This window comes from Streptomyces sp. NPDC007905 (assembly GCF_042959345.1).
Classification (GTDB): Bacteria; Actinomycetota; Actinomycetes; order Streptomycetales; family Streptomycetaceae; genus Streptomyces.
Window position 1 is genome coordinate 160,714 of sequence record NZ_JBIBKS010000013.1, and the last position, 26,128, is coordinate 186,841.

General features: G+C 71.4%; 18 protein-coding genes, 3 pseudogenes and 1 riboswitch. Of the genes and pseudogenes, 19 read left to right on the plus strand and 2 right to left on the minus strand.

The genetic code is table 11. From position 1 onward, the window contains the following. Nucleotides 1–259: 259 nt before the first annotated feature. From ACFZDC_RS23725 to ACFZDC_RS23750, 6 genes and pseudogenes are all read left to right on the plus strand, one after another. Nucleotides 260–1,048 (plus strand): ATP-binding cassette domain-containing protein, encoded by a 789-nt coding sequence (locus ACFZDC_RS23725; protein ID WP_391326787.1) that lies wholly within the window; start codon nt 260–262, stop codon nt 1,046–1,048. Continuing rightward, nucleotides 1,045–3,624 (plus strand): FtsX-like permease family protein, encoded by a 2,580-nt coding sequence (locus ACFZDC_RS23730; RefSeq protein WP_391326788.1) that lies wholly within the window; start codon nt 1,045–1,047, stop codon nt 3,622–3,624. The genes ACFZDC_RS23725 and ACFZDC_RS23730 overlap by 4 nt, the downstream gene beginning before the upstream one ends. Before the next feature lie 337 nt (nt 3,625–3,961). Next, nucleotides 3,962–7,495, plus strand: a complete 3,534-nt coding sequence (gene mfd, locus ACFZDC_RS23735) for a transcription-repair coupling factor (RefSeq protein WP_391326790.1) — start codon at nt 3,962–3,964, stop codon at nt 7,493–7,495. Nucleotides 7,496–7,570: 75 nt separating this feature from the next. Further along, nucleotides 7,571–7,750: pseudogene (locus tag ACFZDC_RS23740) on the plus strand (hypothetical protein); the annotation flags it as partial. Between the two features lie 185 nt (nt 7,751–7,935). Further along, a complete protein-coding gene (locus ACFZDC_RS23745) occupies nt 7,936–8,655 on the plus strand; it encodes a DUF1524 domain-containing protein (RefSeq protein WP_391326792.1) in 720 nt (239 codons plus the stop codon). A gap of 182 nt (nt 8,656–8,837) precedes the next feature. After that, nucleotides 8,838–9,112, plus strand: a pseudogene (locus ACFZDC_RS23750) (N-acetyltransferase); the annotation flags it as partial. A 25-nt stretch (nt 9,113–9,137) separates the two neighbouring features. On the opposite strand, the gene ACFZDC_RS23755 reads toward ACFZDC_RS23750, so the two are convergent. Together ACFZDC_RS23755 and ACFZDC_RS23760 are read right to left on the minus strand one after the other, a co-directional pair. Beyond that, the gene (locus ACFZDC_RS23755; protein WP_391326794.1) at nt 9,138–9,890 is read right to left on the minus strand and encodes a hypothetical protein; all 753 of its coding nucleotides are present in this window, start codon (nt 9,888–9,890) and stop codon (nt 9,138–9,140) included. A 157-nt stretch (nt 9,891–10,047) separates the two neighbouring features. Further along, the gene (locus tag ACFZDC_RS23760; protein ID WP_391326795.1) at nt 10,048–10,737 is read right to left on the minus strand and encodes a hypothetical protein; all 690 of its coding nucleotides are present in this window, start codon (nt 10,735–10,737) and stop codon (nt 10,048–10,050) included. A 188-nt stretch (nt 10,738–10,925) separates the two neighbouring features. On the opposite strand from ACFZDC_RS23760, the gene ACFZDC_RS23765 reads away from it, so the two are divergent. From ACFZDC_RS23765 to ACFZDC_RS23825, 13 genes and pseudogenes are all read left to right on the plus strand, one after another. Next, complete coding sequence (locus tag ACFZDC_RS23765; protein ID WP_391326797.1) at nt 10,926–13,166, plus strand: N-6 DNA methylase; 2,241 nt, start codon at nt 10,926–10,928, stop codon at nt 13,164–13,166. 151 nt (nt 13,167–13,317) lie between these two features. Then, a complete protein-coding gene (locus ACFZDC_RS23770) occupies nt 13,318–13,962 on the plus strand; it encodes a hypothetical protein (RefSeq protein WP_391326799.1) in 645 nt (214 codons plus the stop codon). A 38-nt stretch (nt 13,963–14,000) separates the two neighbouring features. Next, nucleotides 14,001–15,494, plus strand: coding sequence for a protein kinase (locus ACFZDC_RS23775; protein WP_391326936.1), 1,494 nt, complete (start codon nt 14,001–14,003; stop codon nt 15,492–15,494). 123 nt (nt 15,495–15,617) lie between these two features. Next, the gene (locus ACFZDC_RS23780) at nt 15,618–16,445 is read left to right on the plus strand and encodes a glycoside hydrolase domain-containing protein (protein ID WP_391326801.1); all 828 of its coding nucleotides are present in this window, start codon (nt 15,618–15,620) and stop codon (nt 16,443–16,445) included. Between the two features lie 189 nt (nt 16,446–16,634). Then, a complete protein-coding gene (locus ACFZDC_RS23785; protein WP_391326803.1) occupies nt 16,635–17,282 on the plus strand; it encodes a SurA N-terminal domain-containing protein in 648 nt (215 codons plus the stop codon). Between the two features lie 132 nt (nt 17,283–17,414). Beyond that, nucleotides 17,415–18,413, plus strand: coding sequence for a nucleoside triphosphate pyrophosphohydrolase (locus tag ACFZDC_RS23790; RefSeq protein WP_391326805.1), 999 nt, complete (start codon nt 17,415–17,417; stop codon nt 18,411–18,413). A gap of 145 nt (nt 18,414–18,558) precedes the next feature. After that, the gene (locus tag ACFZDC_RS23795) at nt 18,559–19,851 is read left to right on the plus strand and encodes a cytochrome P450 (protein WP_391326807.1); all 1,293 of its coding nucleotides are present in this window, start codon (nt 18,559–18,561) and stop codon (nt 19,849–19,851) included. 143 nt (nt 19,852–19,994) lie between these two features. Then, nucleotides 19,995–21,023, plus strand: coding sequence for a transglycosylase family protein (locus ACFZDC_RS23800; RefSeq protein ID WP_391326809.1), 1,029 nt, complete (start codon nt 19,995–19,997; stop codon nt 21,021–21,023). Nucleotides 21,024–21,205: 182 nt separating this feature from the next. Then, nucleotides 21,206–21,374: riboswitch (cyclic di-AMP (ydaO/yuaA leader) on the plus strand. 4 nt (nt 21,375–21,378) lie between these two features. After that, entirely contained in the window at nt 21,379–22,068 is a 690-nt protein-coding gene (locus ACFZDC_RS23805) for a transglycosylase family protein (protein WP_391326810.1), read from the plus strand. Between the two features lie 344 nt (nt 22,069–22,412). Further along, complete coding sequence (gene eno, locus ACFZDC_RS23810) at nt 22,413–23,699, plus strand: phosphopyruvate hydratase (protein WP_132785201.1); 1,287 nt, start codon at nt 22,413–22,415, stop codon at nt 23,697–23,699. A gap of 126 nt (nt 23,700–23,825) precedes the next feature. Beyond that, the gene (locus ACFZDC_RS23815) at nt 23,826–24,302 is read left to right on the plus strand and encodes a septum formation initiator family protein (RefSeq protein WP_391326811.1); all 477 of its coding nucleotides are present in this window, start codon (nt 23,826–23,828) and stop codon (nt 24,300–24,302) included. 29 nt (nt 24,303–24,331) lie between these two features. Next, nucleotides 24,332–24,733 (plus strand): annotated as a pseudogene (locus tag ACFZDC_RS23820) (DUF501 domain-containing protein); the annotation flags it as partial. Between the two features lie 204 nt (nt 24,734–24,937). Further along, a complete protein-coding gene (locus tag ACFZDC_RS23825; RefSeq protein WP_391326938.1) occupies nt 24,938–25,945 on the plus strand; it encodes an exopolyphosphatase in 1,008 nt (335 codons plus the stop codon). The last annotated feature ends 183 nt before the right edge of the window (nt 25,946–26,128 follow it).

The following is a 26,128-nucleotide window of genomic DNA, read 5'->3' on the forward strand; positions in this document are numbered from 1 at the left end:
TCTCCGTACTACGGCTCGGGGAGGGTTCGTCCCGCCGGAGGACGAGAGGGGCCCGGTGCCGTCCTTAACCTGGCTTTACGCCGCTGGGGGGGGCGGCTGACCGAACCGGCGGGGGTGGGGTTTTCCCCCGCACAAGAGGGGGCTTCGCACCAGCGCGCGGCCCACTCGCCGCACGCGAGACTCATCGACGTACCCAGAACGACGCACCGGCCTCGCCGGGGCGCTTCCGCAACTTGTCGACCGACATAGGAGACATACCGTGACATCGGCTGTGACCATTCCCAGGCACGGGGGCACTGGAGGGCGTACGGCCGTTGCCGCCCGGGCTCGGCAGGTCGTGAAGGCGTACGGGTCCGGTGAGACTCGTGTCGTCGCCCTGGACCACGTCGACGTGGACATCGCCCGCGGTCAGTTCACCGCGATCATGGGCCCCTCGGGGTCCGGTAAGTCCACCCTGATGCACTGCCTCGCCGGCCTCGACACCGTCACCTCCGGGCAGATCCACCTCGACGAGACCGAGATCACCGGCCTGAAGGACAAGAAGCTCACGCAGCTGCGCCGGGACCGGATCGGCTTCATCTTCCAGGCGTTCAACCTGCTGCCGACGCTGAACGCGCTCGAGAACATCACGCTGCCCATGGACATCGCCGGGCGCAAGCCGGACCGGGCGTGGCTGGACCGGGTCGTGGAGACCGTCGGGCTCGCCGGGCGGCTCAAGCACCGGCCCACCCAGCTCTCCGGCGGCCAGCAGCAGCGTGTGGCCGTGGCCCGTGCGCTCGCCGCCCGCCCGGAGATCATCTTCGGCGACGAGCCGACCGGAAACCTCGACTCGCGTGCCGGAGCGGAAGTCCTGGGCTTCCTGCGGAAGTCCGTGGACGAACTGGGCCAGACCATCGTGATGGTCACCCACGACCCGGTCGCCGCCTCCTACGCCGACCGCGTGCTCTACCTCGCCGACGGCCGCATCGTGGACGAGATGCACCAGCCGACGGCCGATCAGGTCCTGGACCGGATGAAGGACTTCGACGCCCGGGGGCGCACGTCATGACCGTCCTGAAGACCTCGATGCGCAACTTCCTCGCGCACAAGGGCCGCATGGCGCTGTCGGCCATCGCGGTGCTGCTGTCGGTGGGGTTCGTCAGCGGGACCCTGGTGTTCACCGACACGATGAACACCACCTTCGACAAGCTCTTCCAGGCCACAGCCTCGGACGTGACGGTCAGCGCCAAGGGCTCCTCCGACAGCGGCGAGACCACCTCCCGCACCGGCAAGCCGCCGGTCATGCCGGCCTCCGTGCTCGGCGAGGTCCGCAAGGCCGAGGGAGTACGGGCGGCCGAGGGCACGGTGTTCTCCACCTCGGCCACCGTCGTCGACGCCCACCTGGACAAGCTGTCGCCCAGCAGCGGCGCGCCGACCATCGTCGGCGGCTGGAACGGCAACGACGCCCGCACCATGAAGATCACCTCCGGTACGGCGCCGAAGGGCCCGGGCCAGGTCATGGTCGACGCGGACACCGCCGACAAGCACCACCTGAAGCTCGGTGACGACATCGGCGTGATCACCGCCGTCGGTACGCACCACGCGCGCGTGTCCGGCATCGCCACCTTCACCGTCACCAATCCCGGCGCGGCCATCTTCTACCTGGACACCAAGACCGCCCAGCAGACCCTGGTCGGCCGGACCGGCGTGTACACCAACGTCAACGTCACCGCCGCCAAGGGCGTCACCGACGCGCGGCTGAAGAAGAACGTGACCGCCGCACTCGGCCACGGCTACAAGGTGCAGACCGCCAAGGAGGTCGCCGACGCCAACCAGAAGGACGTCGAGAGCTTCCTGAACGTCATGCGGTACGCGATGCTCGGCTTCGCCGGGATCGCCTTCCTGGTCGGCATCTTCCTGATCATCAACACCTTCTCGATGCTGGTCGCCCAGCGCACCCGGGAGATCGGCCTGATGCGTGCCATCGGCTCCTCCCGCCGCCAGGTCAACCGGTCCGTGCTCATCGAGGCGCTGCTGCTCGGCGTCATCGGCTCCGTCCTCGGCGTCGGTGCCGGCGTCGGCATCGCGGTCGGCCTGATGAAGCTCATGGGCACCATGGGTATGCACCTGTCCACCGACGACCTGACCGTCGCCTGGACCACCCCCGTGCTCGGCCTGCTGCTCGGCGTGGTCGTCACCGTCCTCGCCGCCTACCTGCCCGCCCGGCGCGCAGGCAAGGTCTCCCCGATGGCCGCCCTGCGCGACGCGGGCGCCCCGGCCGACGCCAGGGCCGGGATCGTACGGGCCCTGCTCGGCCTGGTCCTCACCGGCGCCGGCGCCGCGAGCCTGTACGTCGCCGCCACCGCCGACAAGGCCAAGGGCGGCTCCGGGTGGCTGGGACTCGGCGTGGTGCTGACCCTGATCGGCTTCGTCGTCATCGGCCCGCTGCTCGCCGGCGCACTGGTCCGCGTCCTCGGCGCGGTCATGCTGCGGATCTTCGGACCCGTCGGACGGATGGCCGAGCGCAACGCGCTGCGCAACCCGCGCCGCACCGGCGCCACCGGCGCCGCGCTGATGATCGGCCTGGCCCTGGTGGCCTGCCTGTCGGTGGTCGGCTCCTCCATGGTGGCCTCCGCCACCGACCAGCTCGACAAGACGGTCGGCACGGACTTCATCATCTCGCCCGACAACGAGCAGCTGATCAAGCCGCAGGAGGTCGCGGCCGTCAAGTCCACCCCGGGCCTCGCGCGGGTCACCGAGTACCGGCCGACCCAGGCCGACTTCACCACCCCGGACGGCAAGACCCTCAAGGACACCGCCATCACGGGTGCGGACCCGACCTACGCGACCGACCTGCGCACCAAGACGGTCGCCGGCGACCTCGAGGACGCCTACCGGCCCGATTCGATGTCGGTCCACCAGAAGTTCGCCGAGGACCACGGCATCCACCTCGGCTCCAGGATCACCGTGGCCTTCGAGAACGGCTCCGCGGCCCGCCTGACGGTACGCGCGATCACCAGCGACGACACCGTCATCGACAAGGGCGCGATGTACACCTCCCTGGCCACCATGGCCACGTACATCCCCGTCGGCAGGATGCCGCTGGACCAGATGGTCTTCGCCTCCGCCAAGGACGGGCAGCAGGCCGCCGCCTACAAGGCGCTCAAGACCGCGCTGCACAGGTACCCGGAACTGACCGTGCGCGACCAGACCGACTACAAGAAGGCGCTGAAGGACCAGATCGGCCAGCTGCTGAACATGATCTACGGGCTGCTGGCGCTCGCGATCATCGTCGCGATCCTCGGTGTGGTGAACACCCTCGCCCTCTCCGTGGTCGAGCGCACCCGCGAGATCGGCCTGATGCGGGCGATCGGCCTCTCCCGCCGCCAGCTGCGCCGCATGATCCGCCTGGAGTCCGTGGTCATCGCGGTCTTCGGCGCCCTGCTCGGCCTCGGGCTCGGCATGGGCTGGGGCGCGACCGCCCAGAAGCTCCTCGCCCTGGCGGGCCTGAAGGTCCTGGACATCCCCTGGCCGACGATCATCACCGTCTTCGTCGCCTCGGCCTTCGTGGGCCTGTTCGCGGCACTGATCCCGGCGTTCCGGGCGGCCCGGATGAACGTACTGAACGCGATCGCGACGGACTAGCCGCGCAGGCTGAGCCGACGACCACCGCATACGGGGGTTGCGGGGGAAACCCCGGTGCCGGAGAGCTCTTGGAGCTCTCCGGCACCGGGTTCTTCCGCATCGGACCGAGCAGGAACGCCGTGGGGCCGCTTCTCGGCCGAGTCGGGCGGTGGCTGGGCAGCGGCCGGGGGTCCAGGGGGCTCCGCCCCCTGGACGGCCCGCTGCGGCGCCCGGCACCGGAAGGCGGAGTTGTCCACAGGCTCCGACGGCAATCCCGACGGAGTCGTAGGCTGGACACCCCCGGCTGCCACCCGCGCCGGGCTACTTGCGTTGCCCACCCCTGGACGGAAAGCCCCCCATGAGCCTGCACGGTCTGCTCGACGCCGTCGTCAAGGACCCCGCCCTCGCCGAAGCGATCACGGCGGCCGCGGACGGCAACCGCATGCACGTCGACCTCGTCGGCCCCCCGGCGGCCCGACCCTTCGCGGTCGCCGCCCTCGCCCGCGATGCCGCCCGCCCGGTGCTCGCGGTGACCGCGACGGGCCGCGAGGCCGAGGACCTGGCGGCAGCCCTGCGCTCCCTGCTGCCCCCCGAGGGCGTCGTCGAGTACCCCTCCTGGGAGACCCTCCCGCACGAGCGGCTCAGCCCCCGCAGCGACACCGTCGGCCGTCGCCTCGCCGTCCTGCGCCGCCTCGCCCACCCCAACCCCGACGATCCCGGGACCGGCCCGGTCTCCGTCGTCGTCGCACCCGTACGCTCCGTGCTCCAGCCCCAGGTCAAGGGCCTCGGCGACCTGGAACCGGTGTCCTTGAAGACGGGCCGGACCGCCGACCTGAACGAGGTCGTGGAAGCCCTCGCTGCCGCCGCCTACGCGCGCGTGGAGCTGGTGGAGAAGCGCGGCGAGTTCGCCGTACGCGGCGGCATCCTGGACGTGTTCCCGCCCACCGAGGAACACCCCCTGCGCATCGAGTTCTGGGGCGACGACGTCGAGGAGATCCGCTACTTCAAGGTCGCCGACCAGCGCTCCCTCGAAGTCGCCGAGCACGGCCTGTGGGCCCCGCCCTGCCGCGAGCTGCTGCTGACGGACGACGTACGCGCACGCGCGCGTGCCCTCGCCGAACAGCACCCGGAACTGGGCGAACTGCTGAACAGGATCGCCGAGGGCATCGCGGTCGAGGGCATGGAGTCCCTCGCCCCCGTCCTGGTCGACGACATGGAGCTGCTCCTCGACGTCCTGCCCAAGGGCGCCATGGCCGTCGTGTGCGACCCAGAGCGGGTCCGCACGCGCGCCGCCGACCTCGTCGCCACCAGTCAGGAGTTCCTGCATGCCTCCTGGGCGGCCACCGCGGGCGGCGGCGAGGCCCCGATCGACGTCGGCGCCGCCTCCCTGTGGTCCATCGCCGACGTCCGCGACCGCGCGCGCGAGCTGGACATGATGTGGTGGTCCGTCTCGCCCTTCGCCGCCGACGAAGAGCTCGACGCCCACACCCTCAAGCTGGGCATGCACGCCCCCGAGACCTACCGCGGCGACACCGCCAAGGCCCTCGCCGACACCAAGGGCTGGCTCGCCGACGGCTGGCGCGCGGTGTTCGTCACCGAGGGCCACGGCCCGGCCGCCCGCACCGTGGAGGTGCTCGGCGGCGAGGGCATCGCCGCCCGCATGGACGCCGACCTCGGCGAGCTGAGCCCGTCGGTGGTGCACGTCTCCTGCGGCTCGATCGAGTACGGCTTCGTCGACCCGGCGCTCAAGCTCGCCGTGCTCACCGAGACCGACCTGTCCGGCCAGCGCACCGCGACCCGCGACGGCGCCCGCATGCCGGCCCGCCGCCGCAAGACCATCGACCCGCTCACCCTGGAGCCGGGCGACTACATCGTCCACGAACAGCACGGCGTCGGCCGCTACATCGAGATGGTCCAGCGCACCGTCCAGGGCGCCACGCGCGAGTACCTGGTCGTGGAGTACGCCCCCGCCAAGCGCGGCCAGCCCGGCGACCGGCTCTACATCCCCACCGACCAGCTGGAGCAGATCACCAAGTACGTCGGCGGCGAGGCCCCCACCCTGCACCGGCTCGGCGGCGCCGACTGGACGAAGACCAAGGCACGCGCGAAGAAGGCGGTCAAGGAGATCGCCGCCGACCTGATCAAGCTCTACAGCGCCCGTATGGCCGCCCCCGGCCACGCCTTCGGCGCCGACTCGCCCTGGCAGCGCGAGCTGGAGGACGCCTTCCCCTACGTGGAGACCCCCGACCAGCTCAGCACCATCGCCGAGGTCAAGGAGGACATGGAGAAGTCGATCCCCATGGACCGCCTGGTCTGCGGCGACGTCGGCTACGGCAAGACCGAGATCGCGGTCCGCGCCGCCTTCAAGGCCGTACAGGACGGCAAGCAGGTCGCCGTCCTCGTCCCCACCACCCTGCTGGTGCAGCAGCACTTCGGCACGTTCTCCGAGCGGTACTCGCAGTTCCCCGTGAACGTGCGGGCGCTGTCCCGCTTCCAGACCGACACCGAGGCCAAAGCCGTCCTGGAGGGCCTGAAGGAGGGCGCGGTGGACGTCGTCATCGGCACCCACCGCCTGTTCTCCTCCGAGACCAGGTTCAAGGACCTCGGTCTGGTCATCGTCGACGAGGAGCAGCGCTTCGGCGTCGAGCACAAGGAGCAGCTGAAGAAGCTCCGCGCCAACGTGGACGTGCTCACGATGTCCGCGACCCCGATCCCGCGCACCCTGGAGATGGCGGTCACCGGCATCCGCGAGATGTCCACGATCACCACGCCTCCGGAGGAGCGGCACCCGGTGCTGACCTTCGTCGGGCCGTACGAGGAGAGGCAGATCGGAGCCGCGATCCGCCGGGAACTGCTGCGCGAGGGCCAGGTCTTCTACATCCACAACCGGGTCGAGTCCATCGACCGCGCGGCCGCCCGGCTGCGCGAGATCGTCCCCGAGGCGCGCATCGCCACCGCCCACGGCCAGATGTCGGAATCCGCGCTGGAGCAGGTCGTCGTCGACTTCTGGGAGAAGAAGTTCGACGTGCTGGTGTCGACCACGATCGTCGAGTCCGGCATCGACATCTCCAACGCCAACACGCTGATCGTGGAGCGCGGCGACACCTTCGGCCTGTCCCAGCTGCATCAGCTGCGCGGCCGCGTGGGACGAGGCAGGGAACGGGGCTACGCCTACTTCCTCTACCCCCCGGAGAAGCCGCTCACCGAGACCGCCCACGAGCGCCTGGCGACCATCGCCCAGCACACCGAGATGGGCGCGGGCATGTACGTCGCGATGAAGGACCTGGAGATCCGCGGCGCCGGTAACCTCCTCGGCGGCGAGCAGTCCGGGCACATCGCCGGCGTCGGCTTCGACCTCTACGTCCGCATGGTCGGCGAGGCCGTCGCCGACTACCGGCGCCAACTGGAGACCGGCGAGATCGAGGAGGAGGCGCCGCTCGAGGTCAGGATCGAGCTGCCCGTCGACGCACACGTCCCGCACGACTACGCCCCCGGCGAGGGACTGCGCCTGCAGGCCTACCGGGCCATCGCCTCCGCCAACTCGGAGGAGGACATCAAGGCCGTCCGCGAGGAACTCACCGACCGCTACGGCAAGCTGCCCGAGCCGGTGGAGAACCTGCTGCTGGTGGCCGGGCTGCGGATGCTCGCGCGCGCGTGCGGCGTCGGCGAGATCGTCCTGCAGGGCACCAACATCCGCTTCGCGCCGGTGGAGTTGCGCGAGTCGCAGGAACTGCGGGTCAAGCGGCTGTACCCGGGCACGGTCATCAAACCGGCCGTGCGCCAGGTGCTGGTCCCGCGCCCGAAGACCGCGAAGGTGGGCGGCAAGCCGCTCGTCGGCCGCGAACTGCTGGGCTGGGTCGGCGAGTTCCTCGCCTCGATCCTGGGGTCGTAGGCACCGGCGATCGGGGCGGTCCGCGTGCGGATCGCTGAGCCGGCCGTCCGGTGAGAGGCGCCGGCCACGGAGGCGGGCCGCGCCCTGCGCCGTAGCGTGGAGGAGCACACCCGGCGCCTTGCCGCCGGCCCCTGGCGGACGCTCGGCGGGGGCGCCACCGGCCGTCTCGACGGCGTCCTCGCCGACTGCTGGGCCGCGCTCCTGTCCTCCGGACCGCTGCCGTCGGCGTCCACCCTGGGCACCGGCCTGGCGTGAGCGGGCGCACGGGTGCGTCCCTCGGGCTCCCCTGCCACGCCGTCTGCTGCCCCAAGTCCGGGCCGAGTTGCCCCGGTTCACCCCTTCAGGACCCATCTGCTTACGGCGGTGGGCCCGTTACCGTGGGGGCAGGAACGATCCGCCCGTACAGCAGGGCGGACAAGGGCGAGCAAGGGGGACGCACCGTGACGCGTCTGAGGGGCGGGGCGGTCACCGCGGTGGTCGTCATGACGGTCGCCGTGGCCGGCTGCAAGAGCGTGCAGACCAAGGGCTCCTCCGGCCCGCAGGAGACCGGGCGCGGGGGAGCGGCCCTGGCCGCCGCCGACGCTCTGACCGTCAAGGGCCGTGCCCCCAAGACCGGTTACTCCCGCGCCCGCTTCGGCGCCGCCTGGGCCGACACCGACTCCAACTCCTGTGACACCCGCGACGACATACTCAAACGCGACCTGAAGGAGGTGAAGTTCACCGGCGGCACCTGCAAGGTCTCCTACGGTCTGCTGGAGCCGGACCCCTACACCGGCAAGGACGTCACCTACCGGCGCGGCCGCAGCCAGGTCGACATCGACCACGTCGTCGCCCTCTCGGACGCCTGGCAGAAGGGCGCGAAGTACTGGGACCCCGGCAAACGCATAGCCCTGGCCAACGACCCCCTCAACCTCATCGCGGTCGACGCGAGCACCAACCGGGGCAAGGGGGACGGGGACACGGCCACCTGGGTCCCGCCGAACAAGGCCTACCGCTGCACGTATGTGGCCGCCCAGGTGGCCGTCAAGAAGAAGTACGGCCTGTGGGTCACCGCCGCCGAGAAGGCCGCGATGAAGAAGGTCCTCGCCACCTGCCCGGACCAGAATCTGCCTACGGGCGGCAACCCGACGAAGGCCCCGGAGCGGTTCCGGGCGCGGTGACCCCGGCCGGGGGCCTCTCGCCCGCCGCCGAACCCCGGGTGCGTCGCCGCGGCCGATCCGCTTTCCCGGCCGGACGTGTGGCGCCTACCGTGGCCGTCACGGACGTGCGGGTGAGCAGCCTCGCCGAGCGGCTCGATGGGTTGCCGGCGGTGCTCGGGATGGCCGACACATGGCCCGAGTTCGTCAGCGAGTACGCGCACCGGGTCCGCCCCGACGGCCTCCCCGAGGACCCGTGGCCGCGCGTCCGCGCCCGCGCCGGCGCCACCATCGACTCCGTCGCCCCGGCCTCCATGACCGTGGGCGCCTCACTGGAGAGTGGCGCCGCTGGACCGGGCTGCCCTTCGACACCCCGGGGGACGTCGAGGTGCCCGGCGCGCTGGTCCCGGTCCGCTGCGAACCGGAGCGCGGGTACGGCGTCCACGTCGAGCCCGACGTATGGATGCGCCACCCGCTGTGACCCCGCGCCGGGCCCCCTGTCCGGCTCAGCCGCCCAGCGCGTCCAGGTCGACGACCTTCCCGGCGGGCTTCTGCGCCGGGACCGGCTTCTCGTAGTCGGCGAAGGACAGGTGCACCGGCTCCTTCGTACCGGAGGAACTGTCGACCCGCAGCAGATACGGCTTGCCCTCGGTCGCCACGTACAGCGTGTAGCGGTCCTTGCCGTCCTTCTCGTGCAGCACGATCGCCGGCTTGCCGTCGACGGTGGTCGTCTTCCCACGGGTGGCGTCCGAGTTGACGTCGCCCGCCCCACCGAGGACCGAGTCCAGATCGCAGAAGCCCGCGATGTCCTTGGCGTCCTGGCCCTTGACCGCCATCTTGGCCCACTTGCCGGCCAGCAGTGAGACGACCGCATCGGTGTCCGCCTTGGACTCGCCCTCGCTCTGGGCGCGCAGGAACGCCTCGTCGTACTTCATGTAGACCGTGTTCCCGGTCTTGACCAGGTCGGCCTTGTCCTGACCGCCCATGCTCATCGTGCCGGCGCACTCGCCCCGCTTGTTCAGGGCCATGTCGATGCTGATGGCGCCCTTGCTCTGGTCGTCGGCGACATCGCCCTTCATCCGCAGCGACGAGGCCCCCGTGGTGGCCTTCATCGCCCGGTCGGCGATCTCTCCACCGCTCAGCCCGGCGAACGGGCCCTTCGGCTTGCTGTCCGCCTTGTCCTGCCCCGGCAGACAGCCGGTGAGCCCCGCGGTGGCCGCGGCGGCGAGACAGAGGGCGGCGAGGGCGGTACGGCGCATGGGAGTTCCTTGTCTAGAGAAGTGAACTGGATGGGGATGGAGCGGAATTGAGGTGAGCGAGGTGGAGCGAGGTGGAGCGAGGTGGAGTGCGTGACGTGTGCGGTGGCTCGTGCAGCGCTGGGTGGGTGCGGTGCTGCACGCCGGGTGACCCGTCGGGTCAGGCCGTCTTCTTCCAGTCGCCGCAGCCGGTCGTCTTGAAGTAGGCGTCCGTGGCGCGGATGGTGACCACGGCCGTGCCCGTCATGTTGTCGTTGGCGGTGATCGAGTCGAGGCCGTGCTCGGCGTCCTTGGTGCGTTCCCAGGAGCAGGAGTCGTCGCTGTTCCCGGCCGACTTGTAGGTGCCCGGGGCGATGTCGGCGCCGACCTTGAACATGCCCCCGTCGCCGTCCATCGAGGAGGCGGGCGTGCCCTTCGCCTTCGGGGCGATGGCCTCCCAGTCGTGGCAGCCGGTCGACTTGAACAACGTGTCACCGGCCTTGATCGTCACGTAACTCGTGCCGGTGACGTTGTCGTTGGCCGGCCGCGAGTCGGTCTCGCCCGAGGCGTCCTTAATGCGCTCCCAGTAACACATGCCGTCGGTGTTGCCGGTGGTGCGGTAGGTGCCGGGCTTGACGTCGGGGCCGACCTGGAAGTCGCCGTCCCCGTCGAGGGCGGCCTTCTCCTTCTCGGCCGTCTCGGCGCCCCCCGAGTCCTTCTTCCCGTCCGCCCGGTGCGCGGGGGAGGCCGAGGAGCCCTTGCCGCCGCCGGAACCGCCGTCCTTGCTGTGGCTGTCGGCGTTCGCGGACACGACACCGATGACGACGACCCCCACGACGGCGCTCAGCGCGATCTTGCCCTTCATGCCCATGACGGGACCCCCTCCCGATGTGGCGGCCACCCACTCCGGCTGGCCGCCCGTTCGCTGGGTCAATAAGATCAGAGCCTGTGAACCGAGTCAACACGATTCACATCTTCGACTGCGTACACGGTCGTGAATGTATGGGTCTTGTGTACGCCGGTATGCTCGGCACACACAGGACGAGGGGAGCGGGGCCGGTGCAGGACAACGCGACAGAGGTGACCGCGGCCGGTATCGCGCGGCTCGCCGGAGTGGGCCGTGCCGCGGTCAGCAACTGGCGGCGCCGGCACGCCGACTTCCCCAAGCCGGTGGGCGGCACCGAGACCAGTCCGTCCTTCGCGCTCGCCGAGGTGGAGGCGTGGCTGCGCAAGCAGGGCAAGCTCGCCGAAGTCCCGCTGCGGGAGCGCGTCTGGCAGCAGCTCGCCGGACATCCCGAAGGGCCGGTCACCGCCCTGGTGCACGCCGGCTGCGTCCTGTTGCTCATCCGCGAGCGGCCCACCGTCTGGCTCGACGTGAGCGCCGGCTCCGACGAGCGGCTGGCCGCCATGCTGCCCGGTGCGCTGGACCAGGTGCTCACCCCGCGCTTCGGCGCCGCGCGCGGCCGCGGCGTTCACACCGGCCGGGCCGGGCTCGCCTCATCGGCTGTGAACAGCTCGCTCTCTGTGAACACCCCGCCCGCCGCTCAGACCCCGGGCGCCGTGAACACCCCACCCGGCGTGAACACCTTGCCCGACCCCGCGCCCCACGTGAACACCCCGCCCACTGTGAACCCTCCATCCCCTCTGCACAGCCCCTCCGCCGCCCCCACCGCGCCCGCGATCCACACCCCCACCGGCCCCCAACTCCTCCTCTCCGCGCCCCTCCTGCGCGGCGCCGCCGAGCTGGCCGCCGAGCTGGGGGCGCGGCAGACCTTCGAGTTCCTGCTGGGCCGGCACCTGGACGCCAGCCCGCGCCAGTACACGCTCACGCCGGCCGAGCTGGCCCGTCTGATGGCCGACCTCGCCGGCCCCGCCCGCACCGTCCTCGACCCGGCCAGCGGCACCGGTGCCCTGCTGCGCGCGGTGGACAGCCGTCCCGACCAGGAGCTGTACGCCCAGGACAGCGCCGCCGACCTCGCCGCGCTGACCGCGCTGCGACTCGCCCTGCAGTCGCGGGCCACCGTGCGCGCCGCTGTCGGCGACACCCTGCTCGGCGACGCCTACCCGGAGCTGCGCGCCGACGCCGTCCTGTGCCACCCGCCGTTCAACGAACGCAACTGGGGCCACGACGAACTCGCCTACGACGCCCGCTGGGAGTACGGCTTCCCCGCGCGCACCGAGTCCGAGCTGGCCTGGGTCCAGCACGCGCTGGCGCGACTCGCCGACGGCGGCACCGCCGTCCTGCTCATGCCGCCGGCCGCCGCCTCCCGCCGTTCCGGGCGCCGGATCCGCGCCGACCTGCTGCGCCGGGGCGCGCTGCGGGCCGTGGTCGCGCTGCCGGTCGGCGCGGCACCGCCGTACAACCTCCCGCTCCACGTGTGGGTGCTGCGCCGGCCCGACCGGACGCCCGCGGCGCCCGAGGTGCTGCTCGCCGACACCGGGCGGTTCGCGGGCGAGGCACGCGGCGGCCCGGACTGGCAGGCGGTACGGGGCGCCGTCCTGGACGCCTGGCGTGCCTTCGCGCGCGCGGGGCGGCTCGATGACCGGCCGGGGCTGGCGCGTTCCGTGCCGGTCATCGAACTGCTCGACGACGACGTGGACCTCGCGCCCGCCCGCCATCTGCCGCCCCCGGCCCCGACCGACGGCGTGGAACAGCTCGCGGCGGTGCGCGAGCACCTCGGCGCGACCCTGCGGCTGACCGCCGATCTCACCCCGCCGCCCGCCGACCCGGTGCCGGCCGCCCGCTGGCCGCTCACCACCGTCGGCGAGCTCGCGCGCGGGGGCGCGCTGACGCTGCGCACCGGAGGGAACGGCGGCCACGCGCGCGTGCGCGTGCTCACCGATCATGACGTGCTCGCCGGAACGGCACCCTCCGGGACGCTTCCGGAGACCGACGAGGAGGCCGTGCTGACCGAGCCGGGCGACGTCGTCCTCCCGGTGCTCGGCGGCGGGTCGGTGGCGCGCGTGATCGACGATGCGACCGGGGGCGCCGCCCTGGGGCGCAACCTCGTGCTGCTGCGCCCCGATCCGGCGGCGCTCGATCCCTGGTTCCTCGCCGGCTTCCTGCGCGGCACGGCCAACCACCGTCAGGCCAGCAGCTACGCGTCCACGGCCACCCGCCTGGACGTGCGCCGCCTCCAACTGCCCCGGCTTCCGCTCGGCGAACAGCTGCGCTACGGCACGCGGTTCCGCGCACTCGACGAGTTCGAGCGGGCGCTGCGCCACGCGAGCCGGCTGGGGGAGCAGCTCGTGCGCGGGATGTACGACGGGCTCACGGACGGCACCGTCGCGCCTGATTGACCTCGGAGCCCGGACAACGGTTCGGTACAACCCGGACCGCTTGTCCGTGTCGGGCCATATGCTCGATGCGACCATCGCACGAGTGGCGTTGTCTGCCCGGCGGAGCACACCGGGCGGACACGCACGCCCATTTCAGGCATCAGGAGCAGCCATGCAAGGCCACGGCTACGCGCAGCCGGGGAAGCAGCCACCGCACCCCGCGTGGCTCGTCTTCCTGCGCGTGCTGTTCGTCGCGGTCGGAGTCTTCAGCATCGGCTTCCTGACCTGGGTGATTCTGCTGCGGCTGGCCGTCGTCACGCGCAAGTCGCTGGACTGGGGCCTGTTCGTGGCGGTGCTGGCGGCCGACATCCTCAGCATCGTGCTGCTCGGCAGCGAGCCCGGCGACGAGGTCCACACCCGTGGCGGTTACCTGGGCATCACCCTGCTCCTCGGCGCCCTGGCCGCCACGGTCGTGTACTACCTCGTGGCGGACACCCGGTACTTCCAGGGGCTCCGGCAGGCGTACGGGGGCGCCCCGGCGGTGTCCGCGTACGGCTATCCGCGGCCTGTGGCGCCGTTCACCGCGACGAGCGGGACACAGAACCCCGCGCCCGTGCCGTCCCCGCCCGCCACGCCGCCCATGGTGCACACGCCCGTCCCGCAGCCCGCGCCGCAGCAGCCTCCGCCGCCGCAGCGCCCGGCGCCCGCCCGGATCGACCAGGTCCGTGCGGAGCTGGACGAGCTGAGCGACTACCTGCGCAAGCACGACGGCCACCACGACGGCCGTCAGGACTCCGGCCACGAGGGTGGACGGTGACCGTGACGACAGGACGTGTCGTCGCCGGCCGCTACGAACTGTCCACCCTCATCGGCCAGGGCGGCATGGGCCAGGTCTGGACGGCGTACGACCAGCGGCTCGACCGGCGGGTGGCGGTGAAGCTGCTGCGCCCCGACAAGGTGGCCGGCCAGGAGGCGGACGAGCTGCGCCGCCGCTTCGTGCGCGAGTGCCGGGTCACCGCCCAGGTCGACCACCCGGGCCTGGTCACCGTGCACGACGCGGGCAGTGAGGGCGAGGAGCTCTTCCTCGTCATGCAGTACGTCGACGGCGCCGACCTCTCCGACCACCTCGCCGAACACGACCCGTACCCGTGGCAGTGGGCGGTCGCGGTGGCCGCGCAGCTGTGCGCCGTGCTGAGCGCCGTGCACGCCGTACCGATCGTGCACCGCGACCTCAAGCCGCGGAACGTGATGGTGAAGCAGGACGGCACGGTCACCGTCCTCGACCTGGGCGTCGCCTCCGTGATGGACACCGACACCACGCGCCTGACCCACACCGGCTCGCCGATCGGCTCACCTGCCTACATGGCGCCCGAGCAGGCCATGGGCGGCGCGGTCGGCCCGTACACCGACCTGTACGCGCTCGGCGTGCTGCTGCACGAACTGCTCAGCGGGGACGTGCCGTTCGCCGGGTCCACGGCGCTCGGCGTGCTGCACCGGCACTTGTACGAGCCCCCGCTGCCCGTGCGCCGCATCCGCCCCGAGGTCCCCGAGGCGCTGGAAGCGCTCGTGCTGCGCCTGCTCGCCAAGGACCCGCAGCACCGGCCGGCCTCCGCGCAGGAGGTGTACGAGCACCTCGCGCTGCTCCTGCCCGCGCGCGGGATGCCGACCGGGGCGCCGCTGGACCCCACACGTCCCTTCCTGCGCCCGCACGCCCCCTGGCCGGACCTCGCGCGGACGCCCGCCCCCCAGCCCGCACCCGTCGCGCCCGCGCCGGCGGTGACCGAGAAGCCCGACGTCGCCGCCGCCGTCGACGAGGTCAAGCGGCTCCTCGGGGAGGGCCGGATCACCCAGGCCGTGGACATACTCGGCGCGATCCTGCCCGCCGCGGCCGAGCAGCACGGCGAGCACTCCCCGGTCGTGCGCACCCTGCGCAAGCAGTACGCGGCCACCCTCATGGACGACGGCCAGTACCGGCGCGCGCTGCCCGAGCTGCGCCGCCTGGCCGACGAACGCGCCACCGAGGCCGGCCAGGCCGACCCGCAGTCCCTGCGCTTCCGTTACGAGGCCGCCCAGTGCCTGGAGCAGCTCGGGGAGCCTGCGGCGGCGCTCGCCGAATACCGCGCGCTGCTGCCGTACTACGAGAACCAGTACGTCTCCGGCGACCCGCAGCTCGCCCACGACGTCCGGCGCCGCATCGGCCACCTGCTGCTCGCCCTCGGCGACCGTCCGGCCGCCCACGACACGCTCGCGCGGCTCCTGATGGACGTGGAGCGCTTCCACGGCCCCGGTCACCCGCTGGCGGCGGAGATCCGGCGAACGCTGGGGTGGCTGGGGCAGGTGCGCGGCTAGATTTTGCCGTTCCCTGAGGGATTCTTGTGATCTTCGGGGGGTTGAGTTTCCCGAAGGCAGTAAGGGCGCGGTATAGGTTGCGTTTCGTTTTGCCACGGCACGCACGAGCAGGGGTGGGGTTTCATGGCCGGTCATCGGCAGTCGAAGAAGCGCAGGTACGTCACATGGGCGGTGGCCGGAGCGGCCGTCGTCGCCGGCGCCGGCCTCGCCGCGCAGAGCTCCATGGCCGCCACCGCCTGGCCCGCGCAGAAGACCTTCACCGGCCGCGCCTTCGACACCTGCACCGCACCCTCGCAGTCCACGATGAAGGCCTGGCACACCGGCTTCTACGGCGCCGCCGCCGTCTACGTGGGCGGCAAGAACCGCGGCTGCGGCCAGCCCAACCTCACCTCCTCCTGGGTCAAGTACGTCACCGGCCTCGGCTGGAAGCTGATCCCGATCTACGTCGGTGCCCAGCCGCCCTGCCAGTCCGGCTCCAACCCGGAGAAGCTGACCGCCTCCACCGCGGCCTCCCTCGGCGCGACGGACGCCGCCGATGCCGTGGCCAAGGCCTCCGCGCTCGGCATGAAGGCGGGCAGCGCGATGTACCTGGACATGGAGGCGTACGACATCACGAACACGTCGTGCAACGACGCCGTGCTGACGTACGTGCGTGCCTTCGACAAGGGGCTGCACGCCAAGACGTACCGCGCCGGCTACTACGGCTTCACCAGCTCCAGCGCCAAGGCCGTCGCCACCGCCACCGACAGGACGGATCTGCCGGGCAACCTCTGGTACGCGCTGTGGGACAAGCAGAACACCACCACCGCGGACTGGCCGTGGGGTTCCACCCAGTTCACCAACCACAGCCGGGCCCACCAGTACATGGTCAACAGCAAGGAGGCGCACGGCGGTGTCACGCTCACCGTCGACCGTGACGCGTGGGACGCGCCGGTGGCCATCACCGGCTGACCGGAGCGGTGTGGCGCGGCGGTGCCCGAAGCGCGCGTGAATCGTTGGTCGAATGGGTTGGCCGCAGGCTGCCCACTGCCTACCATCGATCACCGCAAGACCTTGTGCGCCCGCCGTCGCCCGACCACCACCCCTGGCGGAGGCGCTGGCGCGCCGCACCTGTCCTTGCAATCTCCCTTGGAGGTCTCCTTGCACCGCCGCCGTCGCACCGCGCTCGTCCTCTCCGCCGCGATCGCCGCCGCGGCACCCCTCCTCACCGCCTGCGGAAACGAAGCGCACCCCGGCGCGGCCGCCGTCGTGGGAGGACAGCGCATCACCGTCGCCCAGCTGGAGCGCCGGGTCAACGAGGTACGCGAGGCGCAGCGGGCCGCGGTGCCGGATCAGACCCAGTACCAGCAGGTCCTCGCCTCCACCGGCAGCCTCACCCGCGACACCCTGCACAACATGGTCCTGGACCAGGTACTGCACCGTGCCGCGCAGGACGAGGGGATCACGGTCACCCGCAAGGAGGTCCTGCAGATGCGCACCGGTCTGGAGCAGCAGGCCGGCGGCGCCAAGGGACTGCAGACGGCCTGGCTGCAGAAGTATGGCATCGCGCCCAAGCGCCTGGACGACAACCTCCGCCTGCAGCTGGAGGCACAGAAGCTGGCCTCGAAGCTCGGCACCGAAACCACCCAGCCCGCGTTCTGGAGGGCCCTCTCCCAGGCTTCCGGCGAACTCCGCATCGACCTCAACCCGCGCTACGGCTCCTGGGACGTGCAGAAGAGCAGCCGGGTGGACGCCAAGACGCCGTGGGTGCGTGAGGTCACGGCGGGAGCGCAGCAGCAGACGGCGTAGCGGGCGGAATTCGTGGTGCCGTAACGGTGCGGCAGCGGTCGCCGGAAGCCTGACGGTCATACGATCACACGACGCCCGTGCCCCTGTGGACAACCGATCCCGTCCGACTTCGCCGTGGGTTACGTTCGGATCGTGAACGCAACCAGCCCCGAAGCCGCCCCCGGCCGCATCGTCCTGCTCACCACCAGCCACCGTGTCGCGCCCGGCCTGCTGTCCTGGCCCGCCTGGCAGGTGCTGCGCGCCGCCGACGCCGTGCTGTGCGCGGACGGCGCGCATCCGCAGCTGCCGTATCTGCGGGAGGCCGGGATATCCGTGGCGGAGGCGTCCCCCACCGCCCAGGAGCTGGTCGACGCCTGCGCCGGCGGGCGGACGGTGGTGGTCGTGGCCACGGGCGAGGGAGAGCCGGCCCTCACCGACGGCCTGGCCCGGCTGGCCGGCTCCGGCCGGGCGCGGATGCCGGAGCTCGAGCTGCTGCCCGCCTCCTACGACCTGCCCGGCGCCCGCCTCCTCGACCTCGTCCAGGTCATGGACCGCATCCGCGCCGAGTGCCCCTGGTCCTCCCGGCAGACCCATGAGGGCCTGGCCAAGTACGGCATAGAGGAGGCGTACGAACTGGTCGAGGCGATCGAGGCCGGCGACCGCGAGGAGTTGCGGGAGGAACTGGGCGACGTCCTGCTCCAGGTCGTCTTCCACTCCCGCATCGCCGAGGAGGACCCGGACGCGCCGTTCTCCATCGACGACGTCGCCGGCGGCATCGTCGCCAAGCTGATCCACCGCCACCCCCATGTCTTCGGCGAGGAGAAGGCCGAGACACCGGAGGACGTCAAGGAGCACTGGCTGCGCACCAAGGCCGAGGAGAAGCAGCGCACCTCGGTCACCGAGGGTGTCCCCCTCGGCCAGCCCGGTCTCGCCCTCACCGCCAAGCTCGCCGCCCGCGTGCGCACGGCGAATCTGGACGTGCCACCGCCGCACGGCGAGGGCATCGGCTACGAACTGCTGGCCCTGGCGGTCCGCGCCGAAGCGGACGGCGTGGATCCGGAGGCGGCGCTGCGGGCGGCGGCTCGGGTCTACCGGGACGCCATCAAGGAGACGGAGGAGCGGGGAAGGAGCGGCGCGGAGAACGGGAGGTGAGGCGACGGGACTGGGCTGTTCTCCCGGAAAAGCGGGGCGAACCCGACGAAGCCGAACAGCGGTACCGCGAAGCCGCGGACAGGGGCCGCTCCGGTGCCCGCAAGGCCCTCGCCGACAGACCCGAGAAGCCGGATACCGTCAAGGAGTGACCAACCAGCCCCACCCCCCGGCCGCCCCCGACCTCTTCACCTGGGAGTTCGCCGCCAACCCCTACCCCGCCTACGCCTGGCTCCGCAAGCACGCCCCCGTGCGCCGGACGCGGTTGCCCAGTGGCGTCGAGGCCTGGCTGGTCACCCGGTATGCCGACGCCAAGGAGGCCCTCGCCGACCAGCGGCTGAGCAAGAACCCGGCGCATCACGACGAGCCCGCGCACGCCAAGGGGAAGACCGGTATCCCGGGCGAGCGCAAGGCCGAGCTGATGACCCATCTGCTGAACATCGACCCACCGGACCACACCCGCCTGCGCCGGCTGGTCAGCAAGGCGTTCACGCCTCGCAGGGTCGCCGAGTTCGCGCCCCGGGTGCAGGAGCTGACCGACCACCTCATCGACCAGTTCGCCGGGACGGGCTCGGCCGACCTCATCCACGAGTTCGCCTTCCCGCTCCCCATCTACGCCATCTGCGACCTGCTCGGCGTCCCGCGCGAGGACCAGGACGACTTCAGGGACTGGGCGGGGATGATGATCCGGCACGGGGGAGGGCCGCGGGGCGGGGTGGCGCGGTCCGTGAAGAAGATGCGCGGCTATCTCGCCGAGCTCATCCACCGCAAGCGCGCGGCGCTGCCCGACACCCCCACCGCCGGCGAGGACCTGATCTCCGGTCTCATCCGCGCCTCCGACCACGGCGAGCACCTCACCGAGAACGAGGCCGCCGCCATGGCCTTCATCCTGCTGTTCGCCGGGTTCGAGACCACCGTGAACCTGATCGGCAACGGCACGTACGCCCTGCTCAACCACTCCGAGCAGCGCCACCGGCTGCAGGACTCGCTGGCCCGCGGCGAACGAGGCCTCCTGGAAACCGGCGTCGAGGAACTCCTGCGCTACGACGGGCCGGTGGAGCTGGCGACCTGGCGGTTCGCCACCCGGCCGCTCACCATCGGCGGGCAGGACATCGCCGCCGGGGACCCGGTGCTCGTCGTACTCGCCGCCGCCGACCGGGATCCGCAGCGGTTCGCCGATCCGGACGTGCTGGACCTGTCCCGGCGGGACAACCAGCACCTCGGGTACGGCCACGGCATCCACTACTGCCTCGGCGCCCCGCTCGCCCGGCTGGAGGGCCAGACCGCGCTCGCCACCCTCCTCACCCGCCTCCCCGACCTGCGGCTCGCGGCGGATCCGGCCGACCTGCGCTGGCGCGGCGGACTCATCATGCGCGGCCTGCGCACGCTGCCCGTGGAGTTCACGCCCGCTACCGAAAAGGTCGTAGAAACGTCAACATGACAGACGTTCAACTTTGTGATCTTCACGTGATCTGCGCGGCATTAACTTGTGACAAGTGATCGTCTGCCGATACGTTCACCCATCAGCGCGGCGTCGAGCCTCACCCGCCGCGCCGCTCCTGCTGTCGCCCGAAAGGTTTCCGCATGCTCTCCGGGAACGGTCGTCACCGTCGCCCCCGTCAGGCCCCCGCCCTCCTCGTCGCGGCAGGAGTGACCGGCTCCGCCATCGCCATCCCGCTCCTCGGCGCGGCGAGCGCCAACGCTGCCGACGGCACCACGTGGGACAAGGTGGCCGAGTGCGAGAGCGGCAGCTCCTGGAGCGCCGACACGGGCAACGGCTACTACGGTGGTCTGCAGATATCCCAGGACGACTGGGACAAGTACGGCGGCACCCAGTACGCCGACAGTGCCGACCAGGCCAGCCGTTCGCAGCAGATCGCCGTCGCCGAGAAGATCCTCGCCGACCAGGGCACCACCCCCTGGGCCACCTGCGCCCTCCTCTCCGGCCTGACCTCGAACTCCGGCTCCCTGGACGTCGACACGGGCGTCGGTGACTCCGGCTCGGCCGGCTCCGGCACGGGCTCGTCGGACTCCGGTGACTCCTCCGGGTCCACGGATACGTCCAATTCCACCGGAAATTCCGTCTCGTCCGGCCTGCCGGATTCGTCGTCCTCGTCCGACTCCTCCTCGGATGCGACCGCCACGCCGTCCCCCGGTGCGAGCAAGGGCGCCGGCTCCACCGGCCCCGGTGAGCGAACCGGCACCCACAAGTCCGACACCTCCGCATCGCCGGACTCCGGGAGCACGCAGGGGAGTGCGCCCGCCACTACCAACCCCGTACTGGACGAGTCGGACAATTCATGGCAGACCGGCGGCTCTTGGAGCCTGGTCGACACCGGTGCCCTCAGCAGTGGCGGACGTCACCGCGGTGACAGTGCGGACGAAAGCGTGGCAAACGGTCAGAACGCCACTTCCTCCGGCCGTCACACCTCCCGCGATGCGAGCACCTACACGGTCCGCGGGGGAGACACGCTCGCCTCCATCGCCGACTCCCTTGCCGTCGACGGCGGATGGCACGCGCTCTACAGCCTGAACGAGAAGGTCATCGCCGACCCGAACCACATCGCTGCCGGTCAGACCCTGGAAGTCGGTACCGAAACGGGCGATAAGTAGCGGGAGTTGACGTCCCACTTCACACCCAATGTCCGGTTTGGTGAAAGTGTGGGATGAGTCTCAGAAGCCCTGATCGTCTTTGAAATTCCGCTGATCGCCTGTCTACGGTCGAGACCGCTCGTCACCACGAGCCCCGGCAGTCGCAACGCCGAATCCTGCCAGCGGTTGCCCGGGAACAGTCGTCGCGTCATGCGCCGTAGGCAGGAGCGGGGGACCCAAGGTAAGCGCCGAGCCCAGCAGTTGAGCTGGACCCGGCTAGGGGTGAAGTCGTGCCTCCCCGAGAGGCGCGACCGGGCAACTCAACCGGCCCGAACCCGACAGCTCACCTCGCAGGCGTCGGTGAGGGGATCGATCCATGCTGTTTTCCGGCAAGGGCAAGCACCGTCGTCCGTCCAAGGCCGTCCGCGCCATCGCCGTCGCCGGCGTCGCCGGTGCCGCCGTCGCCGCCCCGCTGATGGCGGCCGGCAGCGCCTCCGCCGCCACCGCCTCCGAGTGGGACGCGGTCGCCCAGTGCGAGTCCGGCGGCAACTGGTCCATCAACACCGGCAACGGCTACTACGGCGGTCTGCAGTTCTCCGCCTCCACCTGGGCCGCGTACGGCGGCACGCAGTACGCCGCGCAGGCCAACCAGGCCAGCAAGGCGCAGCAGATCCAGATCGCCGAGAAGGTCCTCGCGGCCCAGGGCAAGGGCGCCTGGCCGGTCTGCGGCACGGGCCTGTCCAGCGCCGCCTACAACGGCTCCGCGCCCAGCGCCTCCTCGAAGAGCGCCGCGCCCAGCACCACCACTCGCTCCACCGGTCAGCAGGCCGCCACTCGCTCCACCACGCGCACGGCCCCCTCGGCGAGCAAGACCGTCACCACCCCGACCGGCAAGAAGGTCAAGAAGGGTGACGGCGAGTACAAGGTCGTCAAGGGCGACACCCTCAGCACCATCGCCGACAAGCACCACGTCCAGGGCGGCTGGAAGAAGCTCTTCGAGCTGAACAAGGGCATCGTCGAGGACGCCAACCTCATCTACCCGGGCCAGCAGCTGCACCTGAAGTGACACCCGGCTCCCACACCCACCACAGCGCTCTCACACCACGGCCCGCCCCCTGAAGGCCTCGTGAGGGTCGCCCCCCGTCCCCCACGGGCTCCCCGCCCCGGCGCGTCTTCCCCCGTACGCGCCGGGGCGGGGCTCTTTGTTTCCCGCTCTTCAGCCGGGTCCCGCCCGCGCCCCACTTTGTTCCGCGCATGAACAATGGGTACGGTCTCCCTGTCCTCCCGTGCCTCTCCCCGCCCCTTCCTGTCCACGGGACGGTCGGTCGGTGGCCGACGCCCCCGGGACGGATAGGCTTCAGGCGCAAGGCACACCAGCCCCGCAGAACCAGCGTCACATCCATGAAGGAGATGCTCGTGCCGTCCATCGACGTCGTCGTAGCCCGGGAAATCCTGGACTCCCGAGGCAACCCCACGGTCGAGGTCGAGGTCGGCCTCGACGACGGCAGCACGGGTCGTGCCGCCGTCCCGTCCGGCGCCTCCACCGGCGCCTTCGAGGCCATCGAGCTCCGCGACGGCGACCCGAACCGCTACCAGGGCAAGGGCGTCGAGAAGGCCGTCCTCGCCGTCATCGAGCAGATCGGCCCGGAGCTCGTCGGCTACGACGCCACCGAGCAGCGCCTGATCGACCAGGCCATGTTCGACCTGGACGCCACCGACAACAAGGGCTCCCTCGGCGCCAACGCCATCCTCGGCGTCTCCCTCGCCGTCGCCCACGCCGCCTCCGAGGCCAGCGACCTCCCGCTCTTCCGCTACCTGGGCGGCCCGAACGCGCACCTGCTGCCGGTGCCGATGATGAACATCCTGAACGGCGGCTCGCACGCCGACTCCAACGTGGACATCCAGGAGTTCATGATCGCCCCGATCGGCGCGGAGTCCTTCTCGGAGGCCCTGCGCTGGGGCACCGAGGTCTACCACACGCTGAAGAAGGTCCTGAAGAGCAAGGGCCTGTCCACCGGCCTCGGCGACGAGGGCGGTTTCGCCCCGAACCTCGGCTCCAACCGTGAGGCCCTCGACCTCATCCTGGAGGCCATCAAGGAGGCCGGCTACGCCCCCGGCCAGCAGATCGCTCTCGCCCTCGACGTGGCCGCCTCCGAGTTCTACAAGGACGGCAAGTACCTCTTCGAGGGCAAGGAGCGCTCCGCCGCCGAGATGACGGAGTACTACGAGGAGCTGGTCGCGGCCTACCCGCTCGTCTCCATCGAGGACCCGCTGTTCGAGGACGACTGGGCCGGCTGGAAGGTCATCACCGACAAGCTCGGCGACAAGGTCCAGCTGGTCGGCGACGACCTGTTCGTCACCAACCCCGAGCGCCTCGCCCGCGGCATCGAGGAGGGCGCGGCCAACGCCCTGCTGGTCAAGGTCAACCAGATCGGCTCGCTGACCGAGACCCTGGACGCCGTCGAGCTGGCCCAGCGCAACGGCTTCAAGTGCATGATGTCCCACCGCTCCGGCGAGACCGAGGACGTCACCATCGCCGACCTGGCCGTCGCCACCAACTGCGGCCAGATCAAGACCGGTGCCCCGGCCCGCTCCGAGCGCGTCGCCAAGTACAACCAGCTGCTGCGCATCGAGGAGATCCTCGACGACGCGGCGGTGTACGCCGGCCGCAGCGCCTTCCCGCGCTTCAAGGGCTGACCCAACCGGGGTTCAACCCGGAGTAAGCCTTAGCCAGTCGTACGTACGTCCCCGTACCCGGTCCCGTACCGTGTCCGGGGACGTACGCACGTGTGAGGCACACCGGCAAGGGGAGGCGAGGGCCAGATGGCCGTGAAGGACCGGGACCGTTTCTCCACCGCGACCAGGCTGCGGCAGCTCGGCGAGCAGACGGCGGCCCGGGTCTATCGCTCCCAGACCAAGCGGCAGGCCCGCCGCTCCCGGCTCACCGGCCGCGCCGCCCTGCTCGCGCTGGTGCTGTGCTCGCTGATCGTCGCGCTCGCCTACCCGATGCGGCAGTACGTCTCCCAGCGTGCCGAGATCGCCGACCAGCAGCGGCAGCAGGAGCAGGCCCGCAAGCGCGTCGAGCAGCTGCGCGACCTGAAGGCGCGCTGGCAGGACGACGCCTACGCCGAGCAGCAGATCCGGCGCCGGCTGCACTACGTGATGCCCGGGGAGACCGGGTACGTGGTGATCGACCCGGGCGCGGCCAAGCAGTCCCGCGCCGACCTCGGGGCCGCCCACCGGCCCTGGTACGCGAACGTCTGGGACGGGGTCGACAAGTCCGACGCCTCCGACCAGTGAACCGACAGAAAGCCACCCTGAAAGCAGTCATGGAAACGCCTCCGCCGCCCACTTTGCGCACCGAGCCCACCGACGCCGACGTCGAGGCCTTCAAGCAGCAGCTCGGCCGCCCGCCGCGGGGCCTGCGGGCCATCGCGCACCGCTGCCCCTGCGGTCAGCCGGACGTCGTGGAGACGGCACCCCGCCTGCCCGACGGCACGCCCTTCCCGACGACGTACTACCTGACGTGCCCGCGCGCCGCCTCGGCGATCGGCACGCTGGAGGCCAACGGCGTCATGAAGGAGATGACCGAGCGTCTGCAGAGCGACCCCGAGCTGGCCGCCGCCTACCGGGCCGCGCACGAGGACTACATCCGGCGCCGGGACGAGATCGAGGTCCTGGAGGGCTTCCCGAGCGCGGGCGGCATGCCGGACCGGGTGAAGTGCCTGCACGTGCTCGTCGCCCACTCGCTGGCCGCCGGCCCGGGTGTGAACCCGCTGGGCGACGAGGCGATCGCGATGCTGCCGCAGTGGTGGAGCAAGGGGCCGTGCGTGCAGCCGCTGGAGGCGCCCGACCCGGCGGACGAGCACCCGGGTGAGGAGGGTCCCGTCCTCGACCCGGCAGAGGTCCGCAGCGGCTTCTTCGCGGACAGGCCGATGGTCGCGCCCGGCTTCACCCGGGTCGCGGCCGTCGACTGCGGCACGAACTCCATCCGGCTGCTCGTCGCCGACGTCAACCCGGCCACCGGCGAGCTCCTGGAGCTGGACCGGCGCATGACGATCGTGCGGCTCGGCCAGGACGTGGACCGCACCGGCCGGCTGGCCCCCGAGGCGCTGGAGCGGACCTTCGCGGCGTGCCGGGAGTACGCCGAGGTGATCCGTGAACTCGGCGCCGCGAAGGTGCGGTTCGTCGCCACTTCGGCCTCCCGCGACGCGGAGAACCGGGACGACTTCGTGCGCGGGGTGGTGGACATCCTCGGTGTGGAGCCCGAGGTCATCACCGGCGACCAGGAGGCCGAGTTCTCCTTCACCGGTGCGACGAAGGAGCTCGGCGGGCACGGCCAAGGGGGCGCGGAGCGCCCTTCGACTGAGGGTGGTGGGACACGGGCGGGCGACCTCGCCAAGCCCTACCTGGTGGTGGACATCGGCGGCGGCTCCACCGAGTTCGTCGTCGGCGACGACCGCGTCCGGGCCGCGCGGTCCGTGGACGTCGGCTGTGTGCGGATGACCGAACGACACCTGGCGCACGACGGCAAGGTGAGCGACCCGCCCACCGAGGAGCAGATCGCCGCCATGCGGGCGGACATCGAGGCCGCCCTGGACCTCGCCGAGCAGACCGTCCCGCTGCGCGCTGCGCACACCCTGGTCGGCCTCGCCGGCTCGGTCACCACCGTGTCCGCGATCGCCCAGGACCTGCCCGAGTACGACTCCGCGCGCATCCACCACTCCCGCGTCTCCCGCGACCGCGTCCGCGAGATCACCGAGTGGCTGCTGCGCTCCACGCACGCCGAGCGCGCGGCGATCCCGTCCATGCACCCCGGCCGGGTCGACGTCATCGGCGCGGGCGCCCTCGTCCTGCTCGCGATCATGGAGCGGATCGGGGCCGAGGAGGTCGTCGTCAGCGAGCACGACATCCTCGACGGCATCGCGTGGTCGGTGGCATAGCTCTCTTTTGTTACTCGCTGGTAGTCATCGGCTGAGCAGGTCGGATAACGTCTGAGCGGGACTGTGGGGCCCTCCAGGGCCTTTCGGTGGCAGTCGGTCGGAAAACTTCGTGAAGTTCTTCACAAGGAATTCCGCCTCGTGGAACCGCGAAAAGGGGCCGATAGGCCCTTCCGGGGCCTCCTG

Excerpts from the sequence above, each read along its gene's own strand:
- ACFZDC_RS23730 (WP_391326788.1), top strand. The coding sequence starts at position 1,045 with ATGACCGTCCTGAAGACCTCGATGCGCAACTTCCTCGCGCACAAGGGC.
- mfd (WP_391326790.1), top strand. The coding sequence starts at position 3,962 with ATGAGCCTGCACGGTCTGCTCGACGCCGTCGTCAAGGACCCCGCCCTC.
- ACFZDC_RS23755 (WP_391326794.1), bottom strand. The coding sequence starts at position 9,890 with ATGCGCCGTACCGCCCTCGCCGCCCTCTGTCTCGCCGCCGCGGCCACC.
- ACFZDC_RS23760 (WP_391326795.1), bottom strand. The coding sequence starts at position 10,737 with ATGGGCATGAAGGGCAAGATCGCGCTGAGCGCCGTCGTGGGGGTCGTC.
- ACFZDC_RS23770 (WP_391326799.1), top strand. The coding sequence starts at position 13,318 with ATGCAAGGCCACGGCTACGCGCAGCCGGGGAAGCAGCCACCGCACCCC.
- ACFZDC_RS23780 (WP_391326801.1), top strand. The coding sequence starts at position 15,618 with ATGGCCGGTCATCGGCAGTCGAAGAAGCGCAGGTACGTCACATGGGCG.
- ACFZDC_RS23800 (WP_391326809.1), top strand. The coding sequence starts at position 19,995 with ATGCTCTCCGGGAACGGTCGTCACCGTCGCCCCCGTCAGGCCCCCGCC.
- ACFZDC_RS23805 (WP_391326810.1), top strand. The coding sequence starts at position 21,379 with ATGCTGTTTTCCGGCAAGGGCAAGCACCGTCGTCCGTCCAAGGCCGTC.
- eno (WP_132785201.1), top strand. The coding sequence starts at position 22,413 with ATGCTCGTGCCGTCCATCGACGTCGTCGTAGCCCGGGAAATCCTGGAC.
- ACFZDC_RS23815 (WP_391326811.1), top strand. The coding sequence starts at position 23,826 with ATGGCCGTGAAGGACCGGGACCGTTTCTCCACCGCGACCAGGCTGCGG.
- ACFZDC_RS23825 (WP_391326938.1), top strand. The coding sequence starts at position 24,938 with ATGGTCGCGCCCGGCTTCACCCGGGTCGCGGCCGTCGACTGCGGCACG.